The organism is Candidatus Saganbacteria bacterium, assembly GCA_026387835.1.
In the GTDB taxonomy this organism is placed as follows: domain Bacteria; phylum Margulisbacteria; class WOR-1; order JAKLHX01; family JAKLHX01; genus JAPLKZ01.
This window is the reverse complement of the sequence record JAPLKZ010000013.1, coordinates 52,657-75,520: the sequence shown is the minus strand read 5'-3', so window position 1 is coordinate 75,520 and position 22,864 is coordinate 52,657. Positions and strand designations below refer to the sequence as shown.

At 48.2% G+C, this 22,864-nt stretch carries 22 protein-coding genes and 1 tRNA gene; 11 read left to right on the top strand and 12 right to left on the bottom strand.

Annotation, left to right across the window (positions count from 1 at the left end; translation table 11 throughout):
* Positions 1-19: 19 nt before the first annotated feature.
* The 10 genes from NTZ10_06995 to amrB all read right to left on the bottom strand — a co-directional run bounded on the left by NTZ10_06995 (position 20) and on the right by amrB (position 9,850).
* A complete protein-coding gene (locus NTZ10_06995; GenBank protein ID MCX5749966.1) occupies positions 20-613 on the bottom strand; it encodes a hypothetical protein in 594 nt (197 codons plus the stop codon).
* Between the two features lie 304 nt (positions 614-917).
* Complete coding sequence (locus NTZ10_06990; GenBank protein MCX5749965.1) at positions 918-1,685, bottom strand: SUMF1/EgtB/PvdO family nonheme iron enzyme; 768 nt, start codon at positions 1,683-1,685, stop codon at positions 918-920.
* Positions 1,686-1,826: 141 nt separating this feature from the next.
* The gene (locus tag NTZ10_06985; GenBank protein ID MCX5749964.1) at positions 1,827-2,747 is read right to left on the bottom strand and encodes an RluA family pseudouridine synthase; all 921 of its coding nucleotides are present in this window, start codon (positions 2,745-2,747) and stop codon (positions 1,827-1,829) included.
* Between the two features lie 171 nt (positions 2,748-2,918).
* Positions 2,919-4,358 carry an FAD-binding oxidoreductase gene (locus NTZ10_06980; protein MCX5749963.1) on the bottom strand — a complete coding sequence of 480 codons (1,440 nt, stop codon included), beginning with the start codon at positions 4,356-4,358 and terminating at the stop codon, positions 2,919-2,921.
* A 51-nt stretch (positions 4,359-4,409) separates the two neighbouring features.
* Positions 4,410-5,246 (bottom strand): hypothetical protein, encoded by an 837-nt coding sequence (locus tag NTZ10_06975; protein ID MCX5749962.1) that lies wholly within the window; start codon positions 5,244-5,246, stop codon positions 4,410-4,412.
* A 75-nt stretch (positions 5,247-5,321) separates the two neighbouring features.
* Positions 5,322-6,185: an acetylglutamate kinase gene (argB, locus tag NTZ10_06970; protein ID MCX5749961.1), complete on the bottom strand. Its 864-nt coding sequence runs from the start codon at positions 6,183-6,185 to the stop codon at positions 5,322-5,324.
* Between the two features lie 10 nt (positions 6,186-6,195).
* Complete coding sequence (gene argJ / locus NTZ10_06965) at positions 6,196-7,434, bottom strand: bifunctional glutamate N-acetyltransferase/amino-acid acetyltransferase ArgJ (GenBank protein ID MCX5749960.1); 1,239 nt, start codon at positions 7,432-7,434, stop codon at positions 6,196-6,198.
* Positions 7,434-8,486, bottom strand: coding sequence for an N-acetyl-gamma-glutamyl-phosphate reductase (argC, locus tag NTZ10_06960; GenBank protein MCX5749959.1), 1,053 nt, complete (start codon positions 8,484-8,486; stop codon positions 7,434-7,436). The genes argJ and argC overlap by 1 nt, the downstream gene beginning before the upstream one ends.
* 51 nt (positions 8,487-8,537) lie before the next feature.
* Positions 8,538-9,050 carry an AmmeMemoRadiSam system protein A gene (gene amrA / locus NTZ10_06955; protein ID MCX5749958.1) on the bottom strand — a complete coding sequence of 171 codons (513 nt, stop codon included), beginning with the start codon at positions 9,048-9,050 and terminating at the stop codon, positions 8,538-8,540.
* The gene (amrB, locus tag NTZ10_06950; GenBank protein MCX5749957.1) at positions 9,050-9,850 is read right to left on the bottom strand and encodes an AmmeMemoRadiSam system protein B; all 801 of its coding nucleotides are present in this window, start codon (positions 9,848-9,850) and stop codon (positions 9,050-9,052) included. Before amrB ends, amrA begins: the two co-directional genes overlap by 1 nt.
* 83 nt (positions 9,851-9,933) lie before the next feature.
* On the opposite strand from amrB, the gene glmM reads away from it, so the two are divergent.
* Positions 9,934-11,289, top strand: coding sequence for a phosphoglucosamine mutase (gene glmM, locus NTZ10_06945; protein MCX5749956.1), 1,356 nt, complete (start codon positions 9,934-9,936; stop codon positions 11,287-11,289).
* Here glmM and NTZ10_06940 read toward each other — a convergent pair.
* Positions 11,286-12,590, bottom strand: coding sequence for a response regulator (locus NTZ10_06940; GenBank protein ID MCX5749955.1), 1,305 nt, complete (start codon positions 12,588-12,590; stop codon positions 11,286-11,288). The genes glmM and NTZ10_06940 overlap by 4 nt on opposite strands.
* A gap of 80 nt (positions 12,591-12,670) precedes the next feature.
* Positions 12,671-13,414, bottom strand: a complete 744-nt coding sequence (locus tag NTZ10_06935; GenBank protein ID MCX5749954.1) for an NTP transferase domain-containing protein — start codon at positions 13,412-13,414, stop codon at positions 12,671-12,673.
* 64 nt (positions 13,415-13,478) lie between these two features.
* Between NTZ10_06935 and yqeK the strand changes: the two genes are divergently transcribed.
* The 10 genes from yqeK (at position 13,479) to rpoD (ending at position 22,820) form a co-directional block, all read left to right on the top strand.
* On the top strand, positions 13,479-14,039 hold the full coding sequence (gene yqeK, locus NTZ10_06930) for a bis(5'-nucleosyl)-tetraphosphatase (symmetrical) YqeK (protein ID MCX5749953.1): 561 nt from the start codon (positions 13,479-13,481) through the stop codon (positions 14,037-14,039).
* A complete protein-coding gene (locus NTZ10_06925) occupies positions 14,040-15,017 on the top strand; it encodes an LCP family protein (protein MCX5749952.1) in 978 nt (325 codons plus the stop codon).
* On the top strand, positions 14,986-15,381 hold the full coding sequence (rsfS, locus tag NTZ10_06920; protein ID MCX5749951.1) for a ribosome silencing factor: 396 nt from the start codon (positions 14,986-14,988) through the stop codon (positions 15,379-15,381). The genes NTZ10_06925 and rsfS overlap by 32 nt, the downstream gene beginning before the upstream one ends.
* An 88-nt stretch (positions 15,382-15,469) precedes the next feature.
* The gene (locus NTZ10_06915) at positions 15,470-15,622 is read left to right on the top strand and encodes a hypothetical protein (GenBank protein ID MCX5749950.1); all 153 of its coding nucleotides are present in this window, start codon (positions 15,470-15,472) and stop codon (positions 15,620-15,622) included.
* A complete protein-coding gene (locus NTZ10_06910; protein MCX5749949.1) occupies positions 15,619-15,876 on the top strand; it encodes a hypothetical protein in 258 nt (85 codons plus the stop codon). The genes NTZ10_06915 and NTZ10_06910 overlap by 4 nt, the downstream gene beginning before the upstream one ends.
* Before the next feature lie 89 nt (positions 15,877-15,965).
* Positions 15,966-16,038, top strand: a tRNA-Ala gene (locus NTZ10_06905).
* 137 nt (positions 16,039-16,175) lie between these two features.
* Positions 16,176-18,947: a pyruvate, phosphate dikinase gene (ppdK, locus tag NTZ10_06900; GenBank protein ID MCX5749948.1), complete on the top strand. Its 2,772-nt coding sequence runs from the start codon at positions 16,176-16,178 to the stop codon at positions 18,945-18,947.
* A 2-nt stretch (positions 18,948-18,949) separates the two neighbouring features.
* Complete coding sequence (locus NTZ10_06895; GenBank protein MCX5749947.1) at positions 18,950-19,942, top strand: deoxyguanosinetriphosphate triphosphohydrolase; 993 nt, start codon at positions 18,950-18,952, stop codon at positions 19,940-19,942.
* A complete protein-coding gene (gene dnaG, locus NTZ10_06890; protein MCX5749946.1) occupies positions 19,939-21,696 on the top strand; it encodes a DNA primase in 1,758 nt (585 codons plus the stop codon). The genes NTZ10_06895 and dnaG overlap by 4 nt, the downstream gene beginning before the upstream one ends.
* An 80-nt stretch (positions 21,697-21,776) precedes the next feature.
* The gene (gene rpoD / locus NTZ10_06885; GenBank protein MCX5749945.1) at positions 21,777-22,820 is read left to right on the top strand and encodes an RNA polymerase sigma factor RpoD; all 1,044 of its coding nucleotides are present in this window, start codon (positions 21,777-21,779) and stop codon (positions 22,818-22,820) included.
* Positions 22,821-22,864 lie beyond the last annotated feature (44 nt).

Genomic DNA, 22,864 nt, shown 5'->3' with positions numbered 1-22,864 from the left:
TGAAAAGAACTGCGAGTAGCTACGCCGGAGTGAAAAGTTCGTTCTTATCTAGATTTAGAACGAGCTGCCGGCCGGCCGCTATTATTATTGCATTAAAAAGATTTGTATGTGTAAATCTTTTATCATAATGTCCTGAATCCCACTGATGATAAGTCGCCTTAAATGAAACTTGTCCGCCCAAAAGCATGATCTTGATATCATGATTATCTTCCAGCCACATATTCGGGACACTTCGTGACATTACATAATTAGGATCTGGAAAAGCAGAAAGTCTTTCTGAAATGGCTTTAGCACGTCTCGGGCTCCATGCTAGTAACCCAAGAACATCAAGGGCCGCCAATGCGTGCTGGAACGATATTTGATTAATAGTGATGTCTTTACCTTGATCCAAAGTTCTTGCGCAGACCGACACAGCTGGACGAGGATTTCCTTGAGCAACACGTGAAAAACTTGTGAAATGAAGGTATTGATATCCACTTTGTCTAAGTCTTGTTATCCCGGACAGTTCTAAATTTGGAATTTTTCCCTGGGCCGCGAAATTCATCGCCCTTGATATCGCCGCGGCTCTACATGGAACGATCTTTGCTAATAGACTTGGATTAGTAGCGTTCATTTCTTTTTCTCCCTTTCATCTTATTAAAGGTCATTAGTGTATTAGGTCTTTTTGACTTCATATATTTGTCGTCATTTTTATTAGTGAATTTCACTTGATTTTGGAATAAACTATGTGGCTATAGAATACAAAGTAGTGTCATTTTTTTCCTTTTGCATTTCGGGAATTTTGAAACTACAGGCATCAGCCATCTGATCAAGTCATATGTTTTTGTGATCGAATTAGCCGATTCAATCATTTATTCTGCACACCCAAATTTTTTTACGCCGGAAAAGGCGTAAAGGGACAAAGGCATAAGGACTAATTATTTTAAGTCCTCGGCGAGGCGGAAACCGATATTGTAGTACTGAAACTCCGGTAAGTTGCAGATCCGGTACGCAGCATCCAGCCTATTAGAATCGCTGTTATACCAGGAACCGCCGCGCAACACCTTATAAGTACCACTGTCCGGCCCTGTAGGATTCGTTAAAGCTTTTGCGTCATATCCATTTGCATACCAATCCTGTACCCATTCCCATACATTCCCTGACATGTGCATAGCACCGCACCAGCTTGCTCCTTCAGGATGCGTGCTAACAGGTTGCGTTCCAGATGTATTGAATACGGCTTTGCTCGCGTCCCATTCATTTCCCCACGGATATGTTCTTCCTCCTGTCCCTCCTGCCGCATATTCCCACTGTGCTTCTGTAAGCAAACCAAACTTCCTGCCCGTTGTTTCCATTAGAAATTTGCAGTATTCGGTTGCGTTGTTCCATGAAACATCTACTACAGGATGTAACGCAAATTTTGTGCTAGCTACAAGTTGAGGTATTTCTCTATTCATTGCCTGAAGAAAACCAAGGTATTCACCGTTCGTCACAGGATATTTGCCTATCGCAAAATCCCTTAATGTGACCTGCCTTAGGGGCTGGGCATCAGTAAATCTTGTGCTGCCCATTGAGAACTTCCCGCCGGCGACCCTTACCATTTCGGGAAGGTTTACATGCGTCTTTCTTCCTATCGGCGTTAATGTCATCCTTCCTGCTGTTAAACTCGATACTCTCATTCTGCCAATGACCGTTCCTATTGCCATTTTTCATTTCTCCTTTTTTTTGTTAATTCCCGTCTATATATCTATCGTCATATCTTTTGCGAAATTTCAGGGATTTTCGGTTTTGTTTAGAAAAGCATGGGAACATGTGAAGTTACAGGGAGATGGAACAAGGTTGTTTTTTTACTTCAGCTCTTTCTCTCTCTTGAACTCAACAAGCTCCCCAGTGACCGGATGCACAAAGCTTAGATAATAACTGTGAAGTGCCATCTCCGCCGCCTTGTCCTTCTTAAGACCATAAACCTTGTCCCCAACTATCGGATGATGAATGTGCGCTAGATGGACCCTTATCTGGTGCGTCCTTCCGGTCTCAAGTTTTAATTCGAGCAAAGTAGTGCTTTTATTCCTTTTAAGAACCTGATAATGAGTGATCGCCTGCCTTGTCTTGCATTTTCTTGGTTTATTAGCGTTCAATGCCTTGTCTTTTTCATTTCTTATCTCGATAACCGCCATCTTTTTCCTGTCGGACGGGCTTCTGCCTATCGAAGCGATGATAGTCCCCGAATCATCTTTAACATTTCCGTGTACCAGCGCGAGATATTTTTTTGTGATCTGCCGGTTTTTGAAAAGGTTCGCAAGATACCTGTGAGTTTGATCCGTTTTTGCGATGACCATGACCCCTGATGTGTCTTTATCCAGTCGGTGAACGATCCCCGGCCGTTCTACGCCACCTATACCCGATAGATCTTTGCAGTGGTGGAGCAAAGCGTTAACAAGGGTCCCCGTCCTATTGCCGTGCGCGGGATGGACCACCATCCCGGAAGGTTTGTTTATCACGATTAGCTGGTCGTCCTCATAGACTATATCCAGAGGGATGTCTTCCGGAACAGATTCATTCCTTTTCATGGGAGGGATATCTACTTCAACTGTGTCGTTATGGATAAGTTCGCGGGAGGCCTTCCTGTCGATCTTCCCCCTGACCTTCACCTGACCGCTTTTTATAAGTTTCTGAACGAACGACCTGCTCATCGACGGGAGCTTTTTCGCGAGAAAAAGATCAAGCCTTAAATGTTCGTATTCTTTCGGGACGATATATTCACGCATAAGTTTTATGGCGGGCACCCCGATCGGATCGGGGCGCCCCGACAAGCATATTTTACAATAACCTAAGCATTATGTATAATGGTAATATATGAGAGAAAGACAAAAAGAGCTCAAGCGCAGAAGAAAACGCAGGAAAGAAAACCTCAAGAAACGCAAGAGGCTCGGCAAGGCTTAAAGCAGTTCCTTCGGAAAGATATTCCCCAAACCTAAGATAAGATCCGGGTCCAGACTTTTCTTGACCCTTGTCATTTCCAGTATCCCTCTGTCGCCATACATCTCTTTCAGGAACCTGTGCTTGATCTTCCCTATCCCGTGCTCGGCCGAAACGGTCCCTCCCAGGCTTATTGCTCTCCTCACAAAAGAAATATAGATGTCCTTGACCTTTTCGGCCTCATCGCTGTCTTTAGGAAGCATATTCACGTGAAGGTGGTTATCCCCGATATGCCCGAATATCAGGCTGTCGATATTCGAGGACAACAAAGTCTTTTCGTAAAGACCGAACATTTCGGCAAAAGCCCTGTCCGGCACGGCAATATCCGTCCCCAGTTTCGGAAAGCCTCTTTTCTTTACGATCTCGTTCACAAGCTCGGGGACAGAATGTCTCATATCCTTGAACTCCTGCGCTTTTTCGGGAGTCTCCGATGTCCAGACGTCGTCCAAAGATACATTGTGTTTTTCCAGCAGGTTTCCCCATCTTTCAAGATAATCTTTTTCTTTTTCCGTAGTGATCTCTTCCTCAAAGAACACGCAGGCAGCGGCTTTCGGCATGTTAAGATATTTTGTCCGCAAGAGGTCCAGAGCCCTGGCATCAAAGAATTCTATCGCGAGCGCATCGCATTTTTTCGCTTCGGCCACAAAGTTGAGCGCGTCGTTCAATCTGTTGAAGAATGAAAAACAGGCGAAAACAAACCCCTCTTTTTTCAGCAAACTTAATTCCGCTTCAGCGATCACTCCGAGAGTGCCTTCGCTTCCGATGAACAGATCGATCAGGTCCATGTTCTTCCTGGAATAATACCCCGCCGCATTTTTTATATTTGGGATTTTATAATTTGGGATTTCGAATTTGTTTCGAATTTCGGATTTCGTATTTCGGATTTCGAGAATATTACTCTTTGCTAATAGTCTGCCTCTTTCGACATCGATAATATCTCCATTACTCAGGACAACTTTTATCCTCTTTATATATTTTCTCGTCGCCCCGTATTTAAACGTCCTCGCTCCCGAAGCGTTTGTGGCAATATTCCCCCCGATAAAAGCCGTCCATTCCGTAGCGTCCGGAGGGTAAAAATATCCGATAGAACCGGCTGCTTTATGAATTTCCGTTATCGGCACGCCGGACTGGACAACTATCGAGCCAGGCTTAAGGTCAAGTATTCTGTTCAATCTGTCCGTCGCGAGAACGACTCCTTCAAACGGAAGCCTGCCTCCTGTCACGCCCGTGCCCCCGCCGGAGACAGTAACGGTAATATTTTTTGAAGAGCATTCTTTTAACAATTCGGAAACTTCTCCGGTATTTTCTGCAAGGAATACTTTATCCGTGTGCGCTCCGGTCAGGCCTGAAGCATCCTCGAGGAATGGTCTTATCGTGTCCTGATCGGTCTTGATTATCATGAGGATATTGTAGCATTTCCGATTTTGGAGATAGGATATTCGGCATGGATCTTAATTTTTTTGTTCTTCGTCCGAAAAGACTTCTTTTTCCATGAATTTGAAAGCTTCGCTCAAAGTGGGGTCTCCTTCTTCTTTTGCTTTTTCGGCGATCAGCTTGAACCTGTCCTTTTTATCGTAGAACCACTCGTAAGCCCACGCGAACTTTTCAAGGGGGTTCTTGTCCCACGGAGCGCCGGTGTTCCTCGGCAGCTGCAAAAATATCTCTCCGAAAGTATCCTGGTCCTTCGAGAGAGAGTTCAGGCTGAAGCGGTTCCAGACGTTCCCCCATTTGTCCTTCGGTATCTCCAGGGGTTTCACGCCGAACTGGTACATCCGGTTGCTGTTGAAGAACACCCTTCTCATCTCGGTCATGTTCCAGCCGCTCTGCCTTACAAAGTCCATGAACCTTTCGAAAGAAAGATTGAAATGGTTTACCGCGTGCCCGATCTCGTGGACAAGGACTTCCTGGATCTCTTCCTGAGGAAGCTCGTCAAAAAGATATATGCGCTTTTGTTCGGCCACATAAGCCCCGCCGGCATGTATCAGAGCGTTATTCAAAAGCCTTACTCTCATTTCTTTGTTCTTCACGATCTCTTTGACGCCAAGAAGATGGTTTTTTTTCTTTTTTCTGAGGTCCAAAAGGATCTTTTCGATCATAATGAGTTCTGCTTTTGAGAACCTGACATCGCTGTCAAGGACCTCTATACCGAAACCACGAAATATCCTCTGCCTGATCTCCATCCCCGCGGGTGTATGGACGGGTATATGTTCTCCCGGCATTCCCACCTTGAACGGAAGGGCAGACGATACAGGGCTCGCGCCCACTGCTCCTATGCGTGATATTTCCATAATTTTATATACTCATTTATATATATCGAGGTATTGCCGACATAACTTGTATATTAATGTAGGCAGTGGCCGTATTTATCTTTCCACCATGGTCCCGATACCGAAATCGGTAAAGAGTTCCAGAAGAATGGCATGCGGGACGCGCCCGTCAAGGATATGGACTTTTTCGACGCCTTTTTTAAGCGCGAACAGCCCGCACTTGACCTTTGGTATCATGCCGCCGGAGATGACACCCTTTTTTATCAGCCTTCTCGTCCTTGAAGCGTTTATCTGTGATATCAGCCTGCCGTTCTTATCAAGTACCCCCATAACATTCGTAAGAAGTATAAGCTTTGAGGCTCCGAGAGCCGCGGCTATCTCCGCCGCGACTGAATCCGCGTTTATGTTGTAGACCCTGCCTTTTCCGTCAAATCCGATCGATGAGATGACGGGGATCGCCCCTTTTGTGATCATCTGCCGCAGGGCCTTTGCGTCAATTTTCGTGACGTCGCCCACGAACCCGATGTCTATCTTCTGCTTGTTCCTGAAAAAGACATGCTTTCTTGCCCTGATTATTTTCCCTTTTTTCCCGGAGATGCCTCTTGCTATACGGCCGCCCTTGTTTAGTAAAGCGACGATCTTTGAATTCACCCTCGTGAGTACTTTTTCGACCACTTCCATGGTCTTTTCGTCAGTGATGCGCAGCCCTTCGAGGAATTTTGTCTCGATCTTTTTTTTCTTCAGTTCTTTGCTTATTTCCGGACCGCCGCCATGTATCAGGACAGGGTTCATCCCGACATACCTGAGCAGGATGACGTCCTGCACCACTTTTGCCTTCAGTTCCTTTTCAAGCATCGCGTTGCCGCCGTATTTTATCACGATCGTCTTCCCGTAGAACTTTCGAAGGTACGGAAGCGCTTCTATTACGACCTCGGCCCTTTTGATCAGCTTTTCAAACATGATCCTCTCCCTATGTATGATAGTGCGCGTTTATTTTTATATAACCTTCCGTCATGTCGCAGCCCCATGCCGTCGCGCTGTATTTTCCCTGATTAAGGTCCACATTTATTATGACTTTATCTTTTTTCAGGCATCCGACAGCTTTTTGCGCGTCAAACCTGAGCGGCACGCCATTTTTCACAAGTTTTACGCCTTCAATGTCCACTTCTATCCTGTCGGGATCAATTCCGGCACCCGAGTATCCTGCAGCCGCAAGGATCCTGCCGAAATTCGGGTCCGTGCCGAACACAGCACATTTAAAAAGGCTGGAACCCGCAATGGATTTTGCCGTCTTTCTCGCGTCCTCCTTTGATCGTGCTCCCGTGACATTGATCGTGATGAGTTTTGTCGCGCCTTCCCCGTCCCGCGCGATCTCTTTTGCAAGGCAGCAGCAGACATATTTCAACGCGCTGACAAATTGCTCGAACTTTTTACCCGTGGTCACTTTCTCGCTCTGCCCGTTGGCTAAAATGAATACGCAGTCGTTGGTGCTCATATCATTGTCAACGGTCAGCATGTTGAAAGAATCGCTGACCGCTTCTTTCAGCGCTTTTTGAAGCGGTTTTGGACCGATGAGCGCGTCCGTTGTCAGTACCGCTATCATCGTCGCCATGTCAGGGCATATCATTCCGGAGCCTTTCGCGATCCCTCCTATCCTTACTCTCCTGTTCTTTCCGAATACGAGCTCTACGGCCACGCTTTTTTTCCTGGTATCTGTCGTCATGATCGCCTCGGCCGCGTCACCAGGATCATGCCTTTTTATCATCCTTGATACAGTCCAGATACCGGATGAGATGTTCTTCGTCGGAAGAGGAACGCCTATTATTCCGGTAGACGCTACCAGGACATGGGAAGGTAGTATCTTCATCGCCGCGGCGGTCTGATTTATCATCTCCCAGGCATCTTTCATTCCCTGCCTGCCCGTGCACGCGTTCGCGTTGCCGGAGTTCACTATTACCGCATGTGCTTTTCCCCCTTTGATATTTTTTTGAGAAACAAGTATCGGAGCTGCTTTGACTTTATTTGTCGTGAACACCGCCGCGGCCGAAGCAATGTGCGGGGTATAGATAAGCGCAATGTCTTTTTTATTTGACTTTTTTATACCGCAAGCCGTTCCTGCGGAAAGGAACATCTTCGGAGCGCAAATGCCTCCCTCAATCAACTTAAATTTTTCGTTGATCCTGACTTTAGTGCTTTTGCCTTTTTTCATTACGGGTATACCGGCATCCTCCTTAACCCGGATCTTTCATCCAAGCCGAACATTATGTTCATGTTCTGCACCGCCTGTCCCGCGGCGCCTTTTACAAGATTATCGATCGCGCTCATCACAATGACCCTGTTCGTCCTTTCGTCGACGACCGCATTGATATCGCAGTAATTTGAACAGCTCACATACTTTGTCGCCGGGAGCTTTCCTTTTTCAAGTATCCTGACGAATGCCGCGCCTTTGTACAGGTCCCTGAAAGCCGCCATGACCTCGTCGACGGACATCGGAGATACAAGGTCCGCGTAGATCGTCGCAAGGATGCCCCTGTTCATCGGCACCAGGTGCGGAGTGAATGTCGTAATGATATTCTTGCCGGCTATTTCGCTGACGATCCGGTCTATCTCGGGATTGTGGCGGTGCGAAGCGACCGCGTATGCCCTGATATTTTCGTTGCACTCCGGAAAATGCGTAATATCCGTCAATGCCGCTCCTGCTCCCGAGATCCCGCTTTTCGCATCGATTATTATCGACTCTGTTTTTACCAGCCTGTTCTTCACAAGCGGCGCTATGCCGAGTATTGAAGCTGTCGGGTAGCAGCCCGGGTTCGCGATAAGGCGGGCAGTCTTTATCTTGTCCTTGAACAGTTCCGGAAGGCCGTAGACCGCTTCAGCGACAAGGCCGGGGCTTGCATGGTCGATCTTGTACCATTTCGAATATTCCTTCAGGTCCTTTATCCTGAAATCCGCGCTTATGTCGATAACTTTCCTGCCTTTTTCAAGGATCTTCGGCGCCCATTTCATCGCAAGCCCGTTCGGCACGGCCAAAAAAATGACATCCGCTTTATCTATTAGTCCTGAAATATCCGGAGGATTGCAGGTCATGTCGCAAAGCCCGTCAAGCGAAGGCCGGATATCCGATATTTTCCTGCCCGAGTGCGCTTCCTCGCTGGACAACCATGATATCTCCGCTTCCGGATGATCATTAAGTATCTGGATTATCCCGATGCCGGCATACCCTGCCGCCCCCATAAGACCCGCTTTGATCTTTTTGTTCATATATGTCCTTTCTGTTTATATATATGAGAGTATCGCGATGCTGTTCTTATGTCAATGATATCTTTTTACGGTAAATTTGAACAGCTCGGCCGGTTCTCTCTCTCCGATACCGCCTTTTCTCCTGCATATTGAGATCTGATGCTCGGGAGTGTCCACGCCGTCGAGATCGGGAAGCAAAAGGCCTTTCCTGTTGCCCGCTTTCACGATCACGCCGTATTTTTTTGCATCAAGCTCTTTAATGCTGCCGACCGGCACAGCCTCGCTCAGCACATCGACCGAGATATCAAGGCCGTCAAGTTCATCGGCCTCTATCGGAGGGAATCTCGGGTCCTGCGTCGCCGCCGATATCGCATTGTAGATGATCTCCCTTGCAATATTTTCCCGTGTGGGAGCGAACGTGCCGATGCAGCCGCGCAGAGCTCCGTTTAAAGTGTGCACCGATACGAATGTCCCCGCACGGCCTTTCATCTCGGGGATCAAAGTGTCGGGAACATCGATGATCTTCTTTTCTTTGACATAGGAAGCGATCGCATTTTTTGCAAGGACAACCAGAGGATGCAACATTACTGATCTACCTCATATTTCGCGACCATATAACCTACGCCGTACGGCCCTTCGTATGAAAGCAGTTCATGCCTGCACCTCAATCCGTCAAGAGCACCGAGCAAAATGGCGATCGACCAGAGAGCGTCCTGGCCGGCCTGTTCCGCAAGGACAGGGTCAAAATTAAGTATGCCGTTTACATCGTTGTTTTTTACGAGCTCGACAAGTTTATTATCGAACACCGCACCTTTTTCGCTGTAACCGTTCGGAGAGTCTTTCTTAAGTCTGTGCGACATGTCGGCGGAAGCGACGATCGCGACGTTTTCTCCGGAAGCTTTTACCGCCGACTGCATTATCCTGCCGAACTCAAAAAGCTCTTTGAGAGAGGAAAACGATATCGCCACGGGCAGCAGGCGCCCCTTGAATCCCGCCGATTGAATATAATGGAGCGGGACCATTATCCCGTGGTCAAGATATGATTCTGCTATCTCCGCGCAAAAGATCTTTGTCGCGGACGCTTCTTTAACGATACGGCGGCCAAGCTCCGTGTCGCCCTTGCATGAAACCTTGACCTGCGATGCCCCGAACTGGCCGAAGTCGCCTTCAAATATATGGCTTGAATAGACGTGCACCGTGGTCTGTGATATTTCCCCGTGAGGAGTGATGATGATCACGGTGTCAGGATTTAACGTCTTCAGCTTTTTCGAAGCGGCTTCCAGCGCCTTTTTCGTCTTTTCCGCATCCTTTATCCTTTGTCCTCCTATCTGGGGGACGAGTATCGGGGGATGCGGGGATATCATCCCGTAAACTATTTTTCCCATTTATGTTTAATATTATACAAACTATTCCGGAAACTGCAAGGATATTTTTGGAGTCGGACTCGGTTTTTTGCTATAATTCCTTCATGACACTGAAAGTAAGCATATCCGGAGTCCGCGGGACCATAGGAGGATCATTGACCGAAGACGTGATCCTTGGTTTTACGAAAGCTTTTTCTTCATATATCGGCGGCGGCACGGTGATACTTGGGAGCGACGGAAGAAGTTCCGAGGGTTTTATCAGGGACATCGTGATAAATGAGCTCTGCAGGAACGGGATAGAGGTCATCGATATCGGCATCGCGCCGACACCCACCGTGCAGGTGACTGTCAGGGACAAGAAAGCCGGTGGCGCGATGATAATAACCGCGAGCCACAATCCGCTTGAATGGAACGGCCTCAAATTCGTAAGGGATGACGGGATCTTTTTGAACGAAGAGCAGGCAAAAAGACTTATCGGCATCTATGAAGGCCTGAAAAAAGGCCCGCGTGTAAGCTCCGGAGATCTCGCGGCCAGTTGTTTTCATAAAGATGTCGGCGCTCTTGACCGCCACGTCGGGCTTGTGCTCAAATGCATCGATGTCGAGCTGATCAAGAATAAAAACTTCAAGGTCGCGATCGACTGCTGCAACGGCGCCGGATCGGTCATTACAAAAAAGCTTCTAAATAAACTCGGCTGCGAGATCATCGCGATAAACACGCAGCCGGGTAAAGATCCTTTAAGAGGCCTCGAGCCCGTTCCGGGTAATCTCAAAGCGCTGTGCGACATGGTAAAAAAATTCGGTGCTGATATCGGTTTCGCGCAGGATCCCGACGCGGACCGGCTCTCGATCGTTTCTGACGAAGGAAAAGCCATTGGAGAAGAGTATTCCCTCGTGCTTGCTGTCGATTTCATCCTTTCAAGGGAAAAGAACGGCAAGAAAAAGACCGTCGTGACGAATCTTTCGACAAGCAGGATGACGGAAGATGCCGCAAAAAGATACGGGGCAACGCTCGAAAGGACAAAGGTCGGCGAAGTCAATGTCTCCGAAAAGATGAAGCAGACGAACGCATCTGCCGGTGGTGAAGGCAACGGCGGGATAATATATCCCAAGGTCGGTTACGGCCGCGACAGCATCACGGGGATGGGCCTGATACTGAACTGCCTTGCCGCCAGAGGCAAAAAACTGTCTTCTATTATCAAAGAGATACCGGCGTATTATATGATCAAGGAAAAGATCGCTCTTGACGACAGCGGCCTCACAAAAGCATTGCTTGAAAAGGTCAGGGAAAAATTCAAAGGATGCAAGATGGATATGTCAGACGGAATAAGGATAGACCTGCCGGACGGCTGGATACACGTCAGGGCCTCGAATACCGAGCCGGTCGTGCGCGTGATCGCCGAAGGAAAAGATATTGAAAGCACAAGACGCCTTGTCGATGAGGTGAAAGATCTGGTCTAGATACGTATCCCGAGCTTTTTGACGCTGTCCAGGATGGTAGTTTTCGGAACGTCCAGGATCCTTGAGGCGGCATCAGTGTCGTTCCCGCTGCTCTTTAGCACTGTATTTATCAATCTTTTATGGAATATATCTTTTGAGGATGAAAGGTCCCAATCCCCTTTGACCATGGCCTTTTTAAGCGACGCGCCCAGTATCATTGAAGAGTCCACCGGCAGGTCGGAAATATCTATGTAATCGCCCTTGGCTCTCAGCACGGCCGCTTCGGCCACGGAACTCAGCTCGTCGCAGTTCCCCGGCCAGCTGTAGTCCATCATGAGTTGAAGCGCGTCGGATGAAAAACCCTTGATGTTCTTGTCATGTCTTGCGCAAAATTTATCGGTATATGCTTTGAGCATCGCAGGGATATCTTCTTTTCTTTCCTCTATTTCAGGGATGCGGATCTTTATAAAATCTTCGATCAACTTTCCCTTGCCTTCCATACTGACGGCAATGTCGCCGGCCGTACCAAGAATTATCTTGATAGACTTGTCGATCTTGGCAGCGCTCCTGTTCTTCAGGAATTCCAGGATGCTCTGCTCAAAATGCACCGGCAGGAGGTCGAACCCGTCCAGGAATATAGTGCCGCTGGCCTCTTTCTCGGACCTTGTATCAGATGAATGATCGGCAAGAAGCTCGTTCACGGCCGTCCAGAACATGGATTCTGAAGACTCCTTTTCAAAAGCCGTCAGGTTCAGTTCAATAAATTTCTTTTTCCTGTTAGGGGAATTGTCATGGATCAGGCGGCCGACCATTTTTTTTGAAGCGCCTATAGTGCCGATAAGCATCACATCCTGCTCGCTTAAAGCCGCCTCCTCGATCTTAACGAACATCTCCTGTACAACAGCGCTTGTCCCTTCAAGCCATGGGACCGTGTCATCAGGAATGACCATCCTTCCGGGATACTGCGACCTTGAAATTATCTTTTCGATCGATCCCTCCAGCGATTCCTTGCTTAGCGGTTTGGGTATGAGTTCGAGTACTCCCTTTTTTGCGGCTGCCACAGCTTCGTTGATATTGCCTTTCTTTGAGATCATCACTGCCTTCAGGTGCGGCACCACGCTTTTTATGGTCTTAAAGGCTTCAAGGCCGTTTATCCCCTCGCAGTCGCCGTCGATCACTATGATGTCGGAATGCTTGTTCCTCATGTGCTCGAGAGCTTCGTTCAGGTCTGAAACGCTGTGCACGTTGTAACTGCCGCTAAGCATATTTTCGATGCCGGGGCAGACTGACGGGTCTTTTGAAAAGATAAGAATTTTATTCATCAATGATCTCCGTGATCTTAGCGGACACCCGATTTTTATCCATCAATTATACCACGCGGACCGCATAATGCCCTTTTATATCAAACGGTCCTTTTTCTTTTTATGATCTTTTCCGCGGCTTCAAGGTGCTCTTTTGTGTTCACGCCTATCGCAAGTGACGGGTCATCCATGCAGCAGGCCGAGATTTTTTTACGGTGTTTTTTCAGTATCTGTATTATGTCCGTGAGGTAGTATTCGTGCTGGCTGTTCTCGGGCCTGATCTCGTCCAGAGAAGAGAATATTTCCCCGCTTTCAAAACAGTATGTCCCGGTGTTTATTTCTTTCACCTCAAGCTCCCCGGGGACCGCGTCTTTCTGCTCCACGATCTTCTCGATGTCAAGGCGCTTGTCCCTGATCACTCGCCCGTATCCCGATGGATCGTCGATCAGGGCGGTTAAAACCGTCGCGGAAGCGTTTTTTTTACGGTGATGCCTGATCAGCTTTGTGAGCACATCGGCATTGATAAGGGGCATATCCCCGTTCAGCACAAGTATCGTCACATTTTTTCCGGCAAAAAAAGGCTTTGTCTGCATCAGCGCGTGCCCCGTGCCCAGCTGCTTTTTCTGCAGGACAAAACGGAGGCTGCGGCCTTTGTACAACGCTTTAACTTTGCCGGCCTGGTAGCCCACTATTACGTAAGGCGCTGCTATCCCGAGTTTTTTGACTGATCCAAGCACATAGCTCAACAGGGGTTTTCCGCAAAGCTTGTGCAGCACTTTGGGCATGTCGGACTTCATCCTTGTGCCTTTGCCGGCGGCAAGGATCACCGCCGTTATATTTTTCATGTTTCAATTATAGGATCTCGGTAAATCCACGTCAACTTGAGGTATAATATTTATATTGAAAAGCATGGCTGAAGAAAAATCATTAAAAGAAAAACTGCGCTGTCTTCTGGATGCCGAGCGCTTCGATCACAGCTTGTCAGTTTCAAAAACGGCTGTCCGCCTGGCCAGGATCCACGGCGCGGACATAAAAAAAGCCACGATAGCGGGACTGCTCCATGATTGCGCAAAATCCCTTTCTCCCGGTGAACTGCTGAAAACCGCAAAAAAAGAAAAACTGAGACTGGACAGCTTCGTCCTGCAGAACCCGAAGCTTTTACATGACAAAGTGAGCGCGGTCATCGCCAGAAAGCATTTTGGGATAAAAGACAGGGAGGTCCTTTCCGCGATCGGCCATCACACCGCCGGAAAAGAAAACATGACAAAGCTTGAAAAGATCATTTATCTGGCGGACCATATCGAACCCGGCAGAAAACAACACCATGTAAAAAAAATAAGGGGGGCCGCGAAAAAGAACATGGAAAAAGCGATTGCGCTTGTGGCAGGAGAGATGATACAATATCTTTTGAAAAACAATTTGCCCGTCTATTGCCGGACAGTCATTACAAGGAATTATTACTTAAAATAAATGTCAGATAAACAACTTTTTCCGGAGATTGCGGCCCGTTCCGGCTTAAATTCTTCGGGAAAAGCTTGGACAAAACTTCTGATATTCTTCACTGTCATCCTTGTAGTTCTTTCCGCTTTTCTGGGGTTTACAGCCTCATTTATCCTCAGCCGGATATCGGTATTCGAGATGCTTTTTACTTTGTCCCCTTCAAATGTACAGTTCCCCGAGATGAACATCCTGCTTCTTGGCATTGATGCCACCGAAGGCGTCAACAGGTCCGACACGATCATGGTCATGCATATCGATCCCGAAAGCAAGACAGTAAGCATCGTATCGATCCCCAGAGATACTCTCGTCGTCATCCCGGGGATCAGGATAGATAAAATAAATCACGCGTACGCCTTCGGAGGCCCCGAACTGGCCTGCGCGACAACATCAAGTTTTCTGAACGTACCCATCAACTACTATATCAAGATAAAAGTAGACGGCCTTGCAAATATAATCGACAGGCTCGGCGGAGTGATGGTCGATGTGGACCAGAGGATGTACTATGTCGATTACGCCGGAGGACTTTTTATAGACCTCAAGCCCGGAGTACAGAGATTGAACGGGAAACAGGCGATAGGCTACCTGCGCTTCCGGCATGACGCAAAAGGTGATTTTGGGCGCATAAAGCGCCAGCAAAAATTCCTTCAGGAAGTTGTAACCGAAATGGCCGGCACAAAGAATATCGTGCAGGTCTACCAGCTGCTGATGGATATGCTGGGGTGCGTCGAGACCAATTTATCCACATCGCAGATCCTGGGACTTGCGTCCATGGTAAGGCAGTCCTACGAGATAGGAAATATCGCGGTGGTCTCTATTCCCGGCACATCCACAAGGATCGATGGGATCTATTACCTGCAGCCTGAAATGGACAAGGTGATCCCTATAGTCGACCAATACCTTAGAGGAAGGAGGGTAAATGAGATCCCGAAAGAGACGGCAGCCAACTAAAAGAACGGACAGGCCCAAAGAGATCACCTCTCAAAAGCTCGCGCAACTCATCGCAAAAGGCGCTGTTGACAAAAAAGCTGAGGATATCGAGATAATAGATGTAAGGAAAAGTTCATCCGTCTGCAATTATTTTGTCATCTGCTCCTCTTCTTCAAAAGCCCAGACAGGCGCAATCGCCGGCGGCATAGATGAAGTCCTGGAAAAGAACTCTGTCAGGGTTCCGCGCTGGCAGGGCCGGCCGGATTCGAACTGGATGATACTCGACATGATCAGCGTCATCGCGCATGTCATGGGGACGGAAGAGCGCTCAAGATACAAACTCGAAGACCTCTGGGGCAAAAGCGGGATAATCTACCACGTGTGATCGTATCACATGCAAGTCTGTGCTCCTAATAAACGATAAATGGTATAGAGACCTTTGCTGCAAGTAAATAGCGGCAAAGGAGTGAAATATGTTCAGAAGAAATCTCGGTACTTTCGAGATCAGGGAAGACCAAAAAAAAGAAGACATCAGGAAAGTGTTTTTCCTGATACAGGATATTTCTCAGGGAAAAGTCGATGAGAAATACAGGGTTAATTTAAAAAAGGTGAACCTGATAAAATGATACCTATTACAGGCCTAAATAATATCGATCCGACAGCCATCTTCGCGGCCTCACAGAAAGCTTCTATATCCAATATCAAACGGCTTGAAATGAACGGCGAGGCGGTCAGTTTACAAAGGTTGGAGGATGAATTAAATGACCCGGAAAATAAGCAGCTGAAAATTAAGGTCACAACCAAAGAAGGAGACATCGTTAGTTTCACTCTAGTGTCTGGCCTGGAAAAACAAGCCGCTTTTTTATCCGCCTCCATTTAGTAAAACTTCTAACTTTTCTATAATATGTTAAAATATTCTTGTTCCTAATAATACTTATCTCCGGTTAAATAATAAGTTATCAGTTACATGGGCCTGTAGCTCAATTGGTAGAGCGCTTGTATGGCATGCAAGAGGTAAGGGGTTCGATCCCCCTCAGGTCCAGTTCTGTCAAGCCCCGTGAAAATTTTGTGCTATAATAATGTAAGCGCAGTCAATAACTGCACATAAACAAACCCCTATTTAAACGGTCAAGGATACTTTGCGCGTTTTTTTGCGGGAAAAACAGGAAAGGAAAAACAATGGCTGCTAAAAAAAAGTCCGGGTCCAAAAAGTTCGTTTACTTCTTCGGAGGAGGGCGTGCTGACGGCCATGAAAAGATGAAGAACCTCCTGGGAGGAAAAGGAGCGAACCTCGCCGAAATGGCGGGGCATCCTAAACTTAAACTTCCTGTCCCTCCCGGTTTCACGATAACGACCGATGTCTGCACGTATTATTACGAGAACCGCAAAAAATATCCTAAAAAACTGGAAGCGCAGGTAAAGACCGCGGTCGAAAAGATCGAAAAGATAATGGGAAAGAAATTCGGTGATCCGCAAAATCCGCTGCTCGTATCCGTCCGCTCCGGCGCGAGGAGTTCGATGCCGGGGATGATGGAGACGGTCCTTAACGTCGGGCTTACTTCAAAGACGATACCGGGACTTATCAAACAGACCGGCGGGAACGAAAGGTTCGTTTACGACGCTTACAGAAGGCTGATAATGATGTATAGCGATGTAGTGATGGAAAAGGCGGCGGGCATCGAGCCTAAAGACGATATGGGTATCAGGAAACAGCTGGACCACATGATGGGGAAGGTCAAAAACCAGAACGGCTACAAGAGCGATACCGATTTGACCGCGGAAGACCTGAAAAAGCTCTGCGAATCTTTCAAGAAAAAAGTCAAGGAGGTTCTCGGAAAAGAATTTCCTGACGACCACATGGAACAGCTCTGGGGAGGCGTAGGAGCGGTATTTTCTTCATGGAACGGTAAAAGAGCGATCTCCTACAGGAAGATCGAGAATATCCCCGATGAATGGGGAACGGCCGTCAGTGTCCAGACAATGGTTTTCGGCAACATGGGCAGCGACTGCGCGACAGGCGTCGCATTTACAAGGAACCCCGGCAACGGAGACGCGCACTTCTACGGAGAATATCTTATCAACGCGCAGGGAGAGGATGTAGTCGCGGGGACCAGGACCCCCGCCCCTATCAACACAGTGAGCCAGAGCGAACATAACAAAGATCTTTTAACGCTCGAAAAAGCGATGCCCGGGATCTACAAAGAACTGTTTGATATCCAGAAAAGGCTTGAAAAACATTATAGGGATATGCAGGATATTGAGTTCACCATAGAAAAAGGGACCCTTTTCATGCTGCAATGCCGAATCGGAAAAAGGAACGGCCCCGCGGCAGTGAAGATGGCCGTCGATATGGTAAAAGAAAAACTTATAACAAAGGAAGAGGCTGTTTTAAGGGTGACCCCGGCCCAGCTTGACGAGCTTCTGCATCCTATAGTGGATCCTGCCGCCGAAAAGACGAACAAACCTGTCGCAAAAGGACTGCCCGCGGGCCCCGGCGGCGCGGCAGGAGTGATCGTCTTCAGCGCGAACGATGCCGTCGAATGGGCGAAGAAAGGCAGCAAGGTGATCCTGGTCAGAGAAGAGACCAATCCCGAGGACGTCGAAGGAATGAGAGCGGCAGAAGCGATCCTGACTGCAAGAGGCGGGATGACCTCTCACGCCGCATTGGTAGCAAGAGGCTGGGGAAAATGCTGTATCGTCGGCTGCAGCGCTTTGGATATCGATCATCAGAAAAAAACGATCTCGGTCAGCGGAATGACCCTGAAAGAAGGCGACTGGATCACTCTTAACGGCACCAAGGGAAATGTATATGCCGGCAAACTGCCGATGATAGATGCGACCGAAGAATCCAGTCTTTTGGATTCATTCCTTGTCTTGTGCGACGGGATCAGAAGATTGAAAGTAAGGACCAACGCCGATACTCCTGCTGACGCAAAAAAAGCAAGACAGTTCGGGGCCGAGGGCATCGGGCTTTTCAGGATAGAACATATGTTCTACGGTGAAGGGACCGAAAAGCCGCTTTTCATCCTGAGAAAGATGATCCTTTCAAAGACGGAGAGCGAAAGAAAGGAAGCCCTGAAAGAGCTTTATCCTTACATGAAGTCGGATATCAAGGCGACTCTTGAGGCGATGAACGGCCTGCCCGTGACGATCAGGCTGATCGACCCGCCGCTCCACGAATTCGTCCCGCATGAAGCAGCAAAGCTCGAAGAACTTGCAAAAGCACTGAACATCAGCATGGAAGAGCTTGAAAAACGGGCAAGCGTGCTCAGAGAAAGCAATCCGATGATGGGCCACCGCGGGGTCAGGCTCGGCATCACCTACCCGGAAATAACGGAGATCGAAGCCAGGGCGATATTCGAATCCGCGGCGGAACTTATTAAGACGGGGAAAAAGGCGCATCCGGAAATTATGGTGCCGGTCGTAGCCATGGTAAGAGAGATCGATGACCAGATCGTTGTGATAAAGAGGATCTATGAAGAGGTAAAAGCTAAATACAAAGTGAATATCCCTTATACTGTCGGAACGATGATAGAGATCCCGAGAGCCGCTCTTGTGGCGGATAAGATCGCAAAATCGGCCCATTTCTTCTCTTTCGGGACCAATGACCTTACGCAGATGAGCTTCGGTTTCAGCAGGGACGACATCGGCTCGTTCCTTCCGGAGTATATCGAGAAGAAGATCATAAATGTTGACCCGTTCGTAACTCTCGATCAGAGCGGCGTAGGAGAGCTCGTCAAGATGGGCGTTTTAAAAGGCAGGTCCGCAAGGGCGGACCTGAAGATCGGCATCTGCGGAGAGCACGGCGGAGATCCCGCATCTGTTGAATTCTGCCATAATATCGGGCTTAACTATGTAAGTTGTTCTCCTTTCAGGGTGCCTATCGCGAGACTCGCGGCTGCACAGGCGGTGTTGAAAGAAAAGTCCAGCAGAGCATATAAATCAAAATAGATATGCAAACGATCCGCGAAGCGGTTGAAAAAAAAGAAAGCCAGGCTCTTTCTAAAAGAGCCGCTTTGTCTTGCAAAAGCAGGGGCAGGCTGCGCGGTGAAAAAGAATGCGATATCCGCACTGCTTTCCAGCATGACAGGGACCGCATCATCCATTCAAAAGCTTTCAGAAGGCTCAAGCACAAGACGCAGGTCTTCATCGCGCCCTCCGGGGACCATTACAGGACTAGACTGACCCACACTCTGGAAGTCTCGCAGATAGGACGGACCATTGCCAGAGCGCTCGGACTTAACGAGGACCTGACCGAAGCGATCGCGCTCGGACATGATCTCGGACATACTCCATTCGGCCACGCCGGAGAAGCTGTCCTTGACAGCCTCCTGAAAAAATACGGCTTGAGATTTTTCCATAACGAGCAGAGCCTGCACGTGATAGACGATATAGAAAGATTGAACCTGACGCGGGAAGTCAGGGACGGAATACTTAACCACCCGTGGACTTTTCCTTTGGCAAAGACCCTCGAAGGCCAGATCGTCAGGTTCGCGGACAGGATCGCGTATATCAATCATGATATCGATGATTCGATACGTTCAGGAGTTTTAAAAAGAGAGCAGATACCGGAAAAATTCCAGGATTTCATCGGCAGAAGCCCGGTAGACGTATTCGTGAAAGACGTGGTAAATAACAGTAGCGGAAGAGATAAAATATGCATGGGCAGAAAAGGCCTTTCCGTTCTTAATGGCCTTTACGGCTTCATGTACAGGACCGTCTATACCGGACCGCGCTCAAAAAATGAAGAAAAAAAGATCTATCACGTGCTCTCCGCTCTTTTTGGCCATTACATGTCTGAACCTTCAGGCATACCGGACTTTAAGCGCGCCGGAAACAAAAAAACTCTTGCCGGAGCTGTCAGGGATTTTATCGCCGGCATGACCGACAGGTATGCCCTGTCCGCTTTTGAGACGATATTTGTCCCGTCGCAGTGGAACAAATGATAGATAAAAATATTATCGAAGACATCCGGAGCAAGGCTGATATCGTAAGTATCGTATCAGATTATGTCGCCTTGAAGAAGAGGGGTAAGAATTATCTCGCGCTCTGCCCTTTCCACAGCGAAAAAACGGCCTCATTTACCGTCAGCCAGGAAAAACAGCTCTTTCACTGCTTCGGCTGCAGCGAGGGCGGGAATGTTTTTTCTTTCATCATGAAGATAGAGAACATCTCTTTCAAGGAAGCGGCAAAACTGCTCGCCGATAAGCTCGGGATACCGCTCGAGATCGACGCGCGGCCTCAGGATCCACAGGGTACCAAAGACCAAAAGATATTTGAGATAATATCTTCGGCCCTGGAATTCTATGAGCTGGAGCTTAAAATATCGGAGACCGCTCTTGCTTATGTTCAAAAAAGGGGGCTGGACAAGCAGGCGCTTTCGACTTTCAGGATCGGTTACTCACCCGACTCGTGGGATAAGACTTACAGGTTCCTGACATCAAAAGGCTATCTTCCAAAAGACATCGAACTTGCCGGCCTTATCCTCAAGAAAGAAGGTTCTAATTCCTATTACGACCGTTTCAGGAACCGGCTGATGTTCCCTATCTTTGACGCGAAAGGCAGGGCGCTCGGTTTCGGTGCAAGGTCCATGGACGGGGGCGATCCTAAATATCTCAATTCGCCGGACTCCCCTGTTTATAACAAGGGGAACGTTCTTTTCGGTCTCAATTTTTCCAAAGAACACATCAGGGAAAAGCGCTGCGCTCTTATAATGGAAGGCTATATGGACGTGATATCCGCTTTTTCCGCCGGTTTTGACAATGTCGTCGCAAGTTCGGGCACTTCTGTCACGATAAATCAGGTGAAATCACTGCAGAGGCTTACCGATAATATAACGCTCGTCTTTGACAGCGATGCAGCCGGCTCCCAGGCGACGGAAAGAAGCATAGACATTCTTAAAGAGATCGGGATATACCCGAAAGTCGCCGTGCTGTCCGGCGGAAAAGATCCGGATGAGATAATAACAAAAGAGGGCAAGGAAAAGTTTTCTGAACTGTTAAATAAAGCTGTGCCGTGGTTAGCTTATAAGCTCGGGGCTGTTCTGAAAAAAAATGATATATCTTCTCCGGAAGGAAAATCAAAAGCCCTGAAAGAAGCCGCCGCGATCCTTTCAAAAGAAAAGGACAATGTGATACGGAGTGAATACTCCAAAAACCTGAGCAGAAGATTGAATGTTGACGAAGACCACGTGCTTTCCGCAATAAAAGACTCGGGGTATTACAGCACTGGTGACTTCAGGGGCAGGCGGGGCCCGATAAAAAAACCGCTTTCAAAGATAGATGAGGCTGAAAAGACGATAATAAAGCTGTGCCTGGAAGACACCGCCGGCCGTGATAATGCCATGAAAGATCTGACCGCGGATGATTTTTCCTGTTCCGTGAACAGGGAGATATTTGAAAAACTGCCTCCTGCCGGAGCAGACATGGGAGAAGATAGATTGCCGGTCATTGTTGACGCGCTCGCAACTGAAGAGGCTAAAAAGGCCTTTTCAGCTATTATATTTGACGATCATGAGATCATGGACAGGGAGAAGACGCTTCAGGATTGCATAAACACGCTGAAATCCAACGCGCTTAAGATAAGGATAGACGGCCTTAAACGCAGGATGTCTGAGGCTGAAAAAGCGAACGACCTTGCCGGCTTGGCGGCGCTTCAGGAAGAGTTCAAGAAGTGCCATAACGAGATAAGGTCATTTTAAGTGAAATTCATGCGCATTAATGGCGATATATTTATGAGTAGTCTTGGCCTGTGACTGCTCAGGCAAAAAGGAGGCCTGTGATGACTCAAACAAGTGAAGAACAGCCCCGGACAAGGGGGAAAAAGCCGTTCCACAGCCACGAGGACTATGTCTCGGTTTTTCCCGACCATTCAAAAAGCTCAGAGGATATAGAATATCTTCTTAAGAACGCTGATGTTGCCGAGGACAAAATGAAAAAGATCCCCGTCGTGGAAGATGAGGTAAACCCTCACGACGCTTCCGACTTCAAGGGGCCCGGCGTCGACGACACGGTCAAGATGTACCTCAGGGAGATCGGAAAATTCCCTCTCCTAACTTTCGCGGAGGAGGTCTCGATCGCTAAAAGAATGAAGCGGGGCGATATGAAAGCAAAGCATAAACTGGTAAATTCCAACCTGCGCCTCGTGGTGAGCATAGCAAAGAAATACACCGGCCGCGGGATGCTTTTCCTCGACCTGATACAGGAAGGAAATCTTGGCCTTATCCGCGCGGTCGAGAAATTCGATCACCGCAAAGGGTATAAATTTTCCACATACGCTACCTGGTGGATCAGGCAGGCGATCACGAGGTCCATAGCCGATCAGGCCCGCACTATCAGGATCCCCGTGCATATGGTCGAGACCATAAACAAGATGAGGAAGGTCACAAGAGGCCTTCTTCAAAAGCTGGGAAGGAAACCGACCGAGACAGAAATAGCCAGAAGAGCAAGAGTGTCCGTCGACAAGGTCAGAGAGATCATAAAAGTCTCGCAGCTCCCGCTGTCTCTGGAGATACCCATCGGGGACGAGGAAAGCTCGCATCTCGGTGATTTTGTGGAAGACTCGACAATAGCGCATCCCGACGAGACGGTCCTTCACGGCATGCTGCGCGATGACCTGGAAGAAGTGATGAGCTCTCTATCTGAAAGAGAGAGGACCGTTATAAAGCTCCGTTTCGGGCTTGAGGACGGCAGGCCGCGGACACTTGAAGAAGTGGGCCAGATCTACAAGGTCACAAGAGAACGCATCCGCCAGATCGAAGCAAAGGCGCTGCGCAAGTTCAAGCATCCGACGCGAAGCAGAAAGTTAAGAGAATATCTGAAATAATCAACTCACCCCCGTCCCCTCTCTTGATAAGAGAGGGGACGGGG

What these genes read in the sequence shown, in the direction of transcription:
- dnaG (MCX5749946.1), top strand. Translation starts at nt 19,939, where the DNA reads ATGATAGATAAAAATATTATCGAAGACATCCGGAGCAAGGCTGATATC.
- NTZ10_06985 (MCX5749964.1), bottom strand. Translation starts at nt 2,747, where the DNA reads ATGCGTGAATATATCGTCCCGAAAGAATACGAACATTTAAGGCTTGAT.
- NTZ10_06925 (MCX5749952.1), top strand. Translation starts at nt 14,040, where the DNA reads ATGTCAGATAAACAACTTTTTCCGGAGATTGCGGCCCGTTCCGGCTTA.
- argC (MCX5749959.1), bottom strand. Translation starts at nt 8,486, where the DNA reads ATGAACAAAAAGATCAAAGCGGGTCTTATGGGGGCGGCAGGGTATGCC.
- NTZ10_06915 (MCX5749950.1), top strand. Translation starts at nt 15,470, where the DNA reads ATGTTCAGAAGAAATCTCGGTACTTTCGAGATCAGGGAAGACCAAAAA.
- NTZ10_06990 (MCX5749965.1), bottom strand. Translation starts at nt 1,685, where the DNA reads ATGGCAATAGGAACGGTCATTGGCAGAATGAGAGTATCGAGTTTAACA.
- NTZ10_06980 (MCX5749963.1), bottom strand. Translation starts at nt 4,358, where the DNA reads ATGATAATCAAGACCGATCAGGACACGATAAGACCATTCCTCGAGGAT.
- argJ (MCX5749960.1), bottom strand. Translation starts at nt 7,434, where the DNA reads ATGAAAAAAGGCAAAAGCACTAAAGTCAGGATCAACGAAAAATTTAAG.
- amrB (MCX5749957.1), bottom strand. Translation starts at nt 9,850, where the DNA reads ATGGGAAAAATAGTTTACGGGATGATATCCCCGCATCCCCCGATACTC.
- NTZ10_06895 (MCX5749947.1), top strand. Translation starts at nt 18,950, where the DNA reads ATGCAAACGATCCGCGAAGCGGTTGAAAAAAAAGAAAGCCAGGCTCTT.
- rpoD (MCX5749945.1), top strand. Translation starts at nt 21,777, where the DNA reads ATGACTCAAACAAGTGAAGAACAGCCCCGGACAAGGGGGAAAAAGCCG.
- NTZ10_06975 (MCX5749962.1), bottom strand. Translation starts at nt 5,246, where the DNA reads ATGGAAATATCACGCATAGGAGCAGTGGGCGCGAGCCCTGTATCGTCT.
- ppdK (MCX5749948.1), top strand. Translation starts at nt 16,176, where the DNA reads ATGGCTGCTAAAAAAAAGTCCGGGTCCAAAAAGTTCGTTTACTTCTTC.
- NTZ10_06910 (MCX5749949.1), top strand. Translation starts at nt 15,619, where the DNA reads ATGATACCTATTACAGGCCTAAATAATATCGATCCGACAGCCATCTTC.
- argB (MCX5749961.1), bottom strand. Translation starts at nt 6,185, where the DNA reads ATGTTTGAAAAGCTGATCAAAAGGGCCGAGGTCGTAATAGAAGCGCTT.
- yqeK (MCX5749953.1), top strand. Translation starts at nt 13,479, where the DNA reads ATGGCTGAAGAAAAATCATTAAAAGAAAAACTGCGCTGTCTTCTGGAT.
- rsfS (MCX5749951.1), top strand. Translation starts at nt 14,986, where the DNA reads ATGAGATCCCGAAAGAGACGGCAGCCAACTAAAAGAACGGACAGGCCC.
- amrA (MCX5749958.1), bottom strand. Translation starts at nt 9,050, where the DNA reads ATGTTGCATCCTCTGGTTGTCCTTGCAAAAAATGCGATCGCTTCCTAT.
- glmM (MCX5749956.1), top strand. Translation starts at nt 9,934, where the DNA reads ATGACACTGAAAGTAAGCATATCCGGAGTCCGCGGGACCATAGGAGGA.
- NTZ10_06995 (MCX5749966.1), bottom strand. Translation starts at nt 613, where the DNA reads ATGAACGCTACTAATCCAAGTCTATTAGCAAAGATCGTTCCATGTAGA.
- NTZ10_06940 (MCX5749955.1), bottom strand. Translation starts at nt 12,590, where the DNA reads ATGAATAAAATTCTTATCTTTTCAAAAGACCCGTCAGTCTGCCCCGGC.
- NTZ10_06935 (MCX5749954.1), bottom strand. Translation starts at nt 13,414, where the DNA reads ATGAAAAATATAACGGCGGTGATCCTTGCCGCCGGCAAAGGCACAAGG.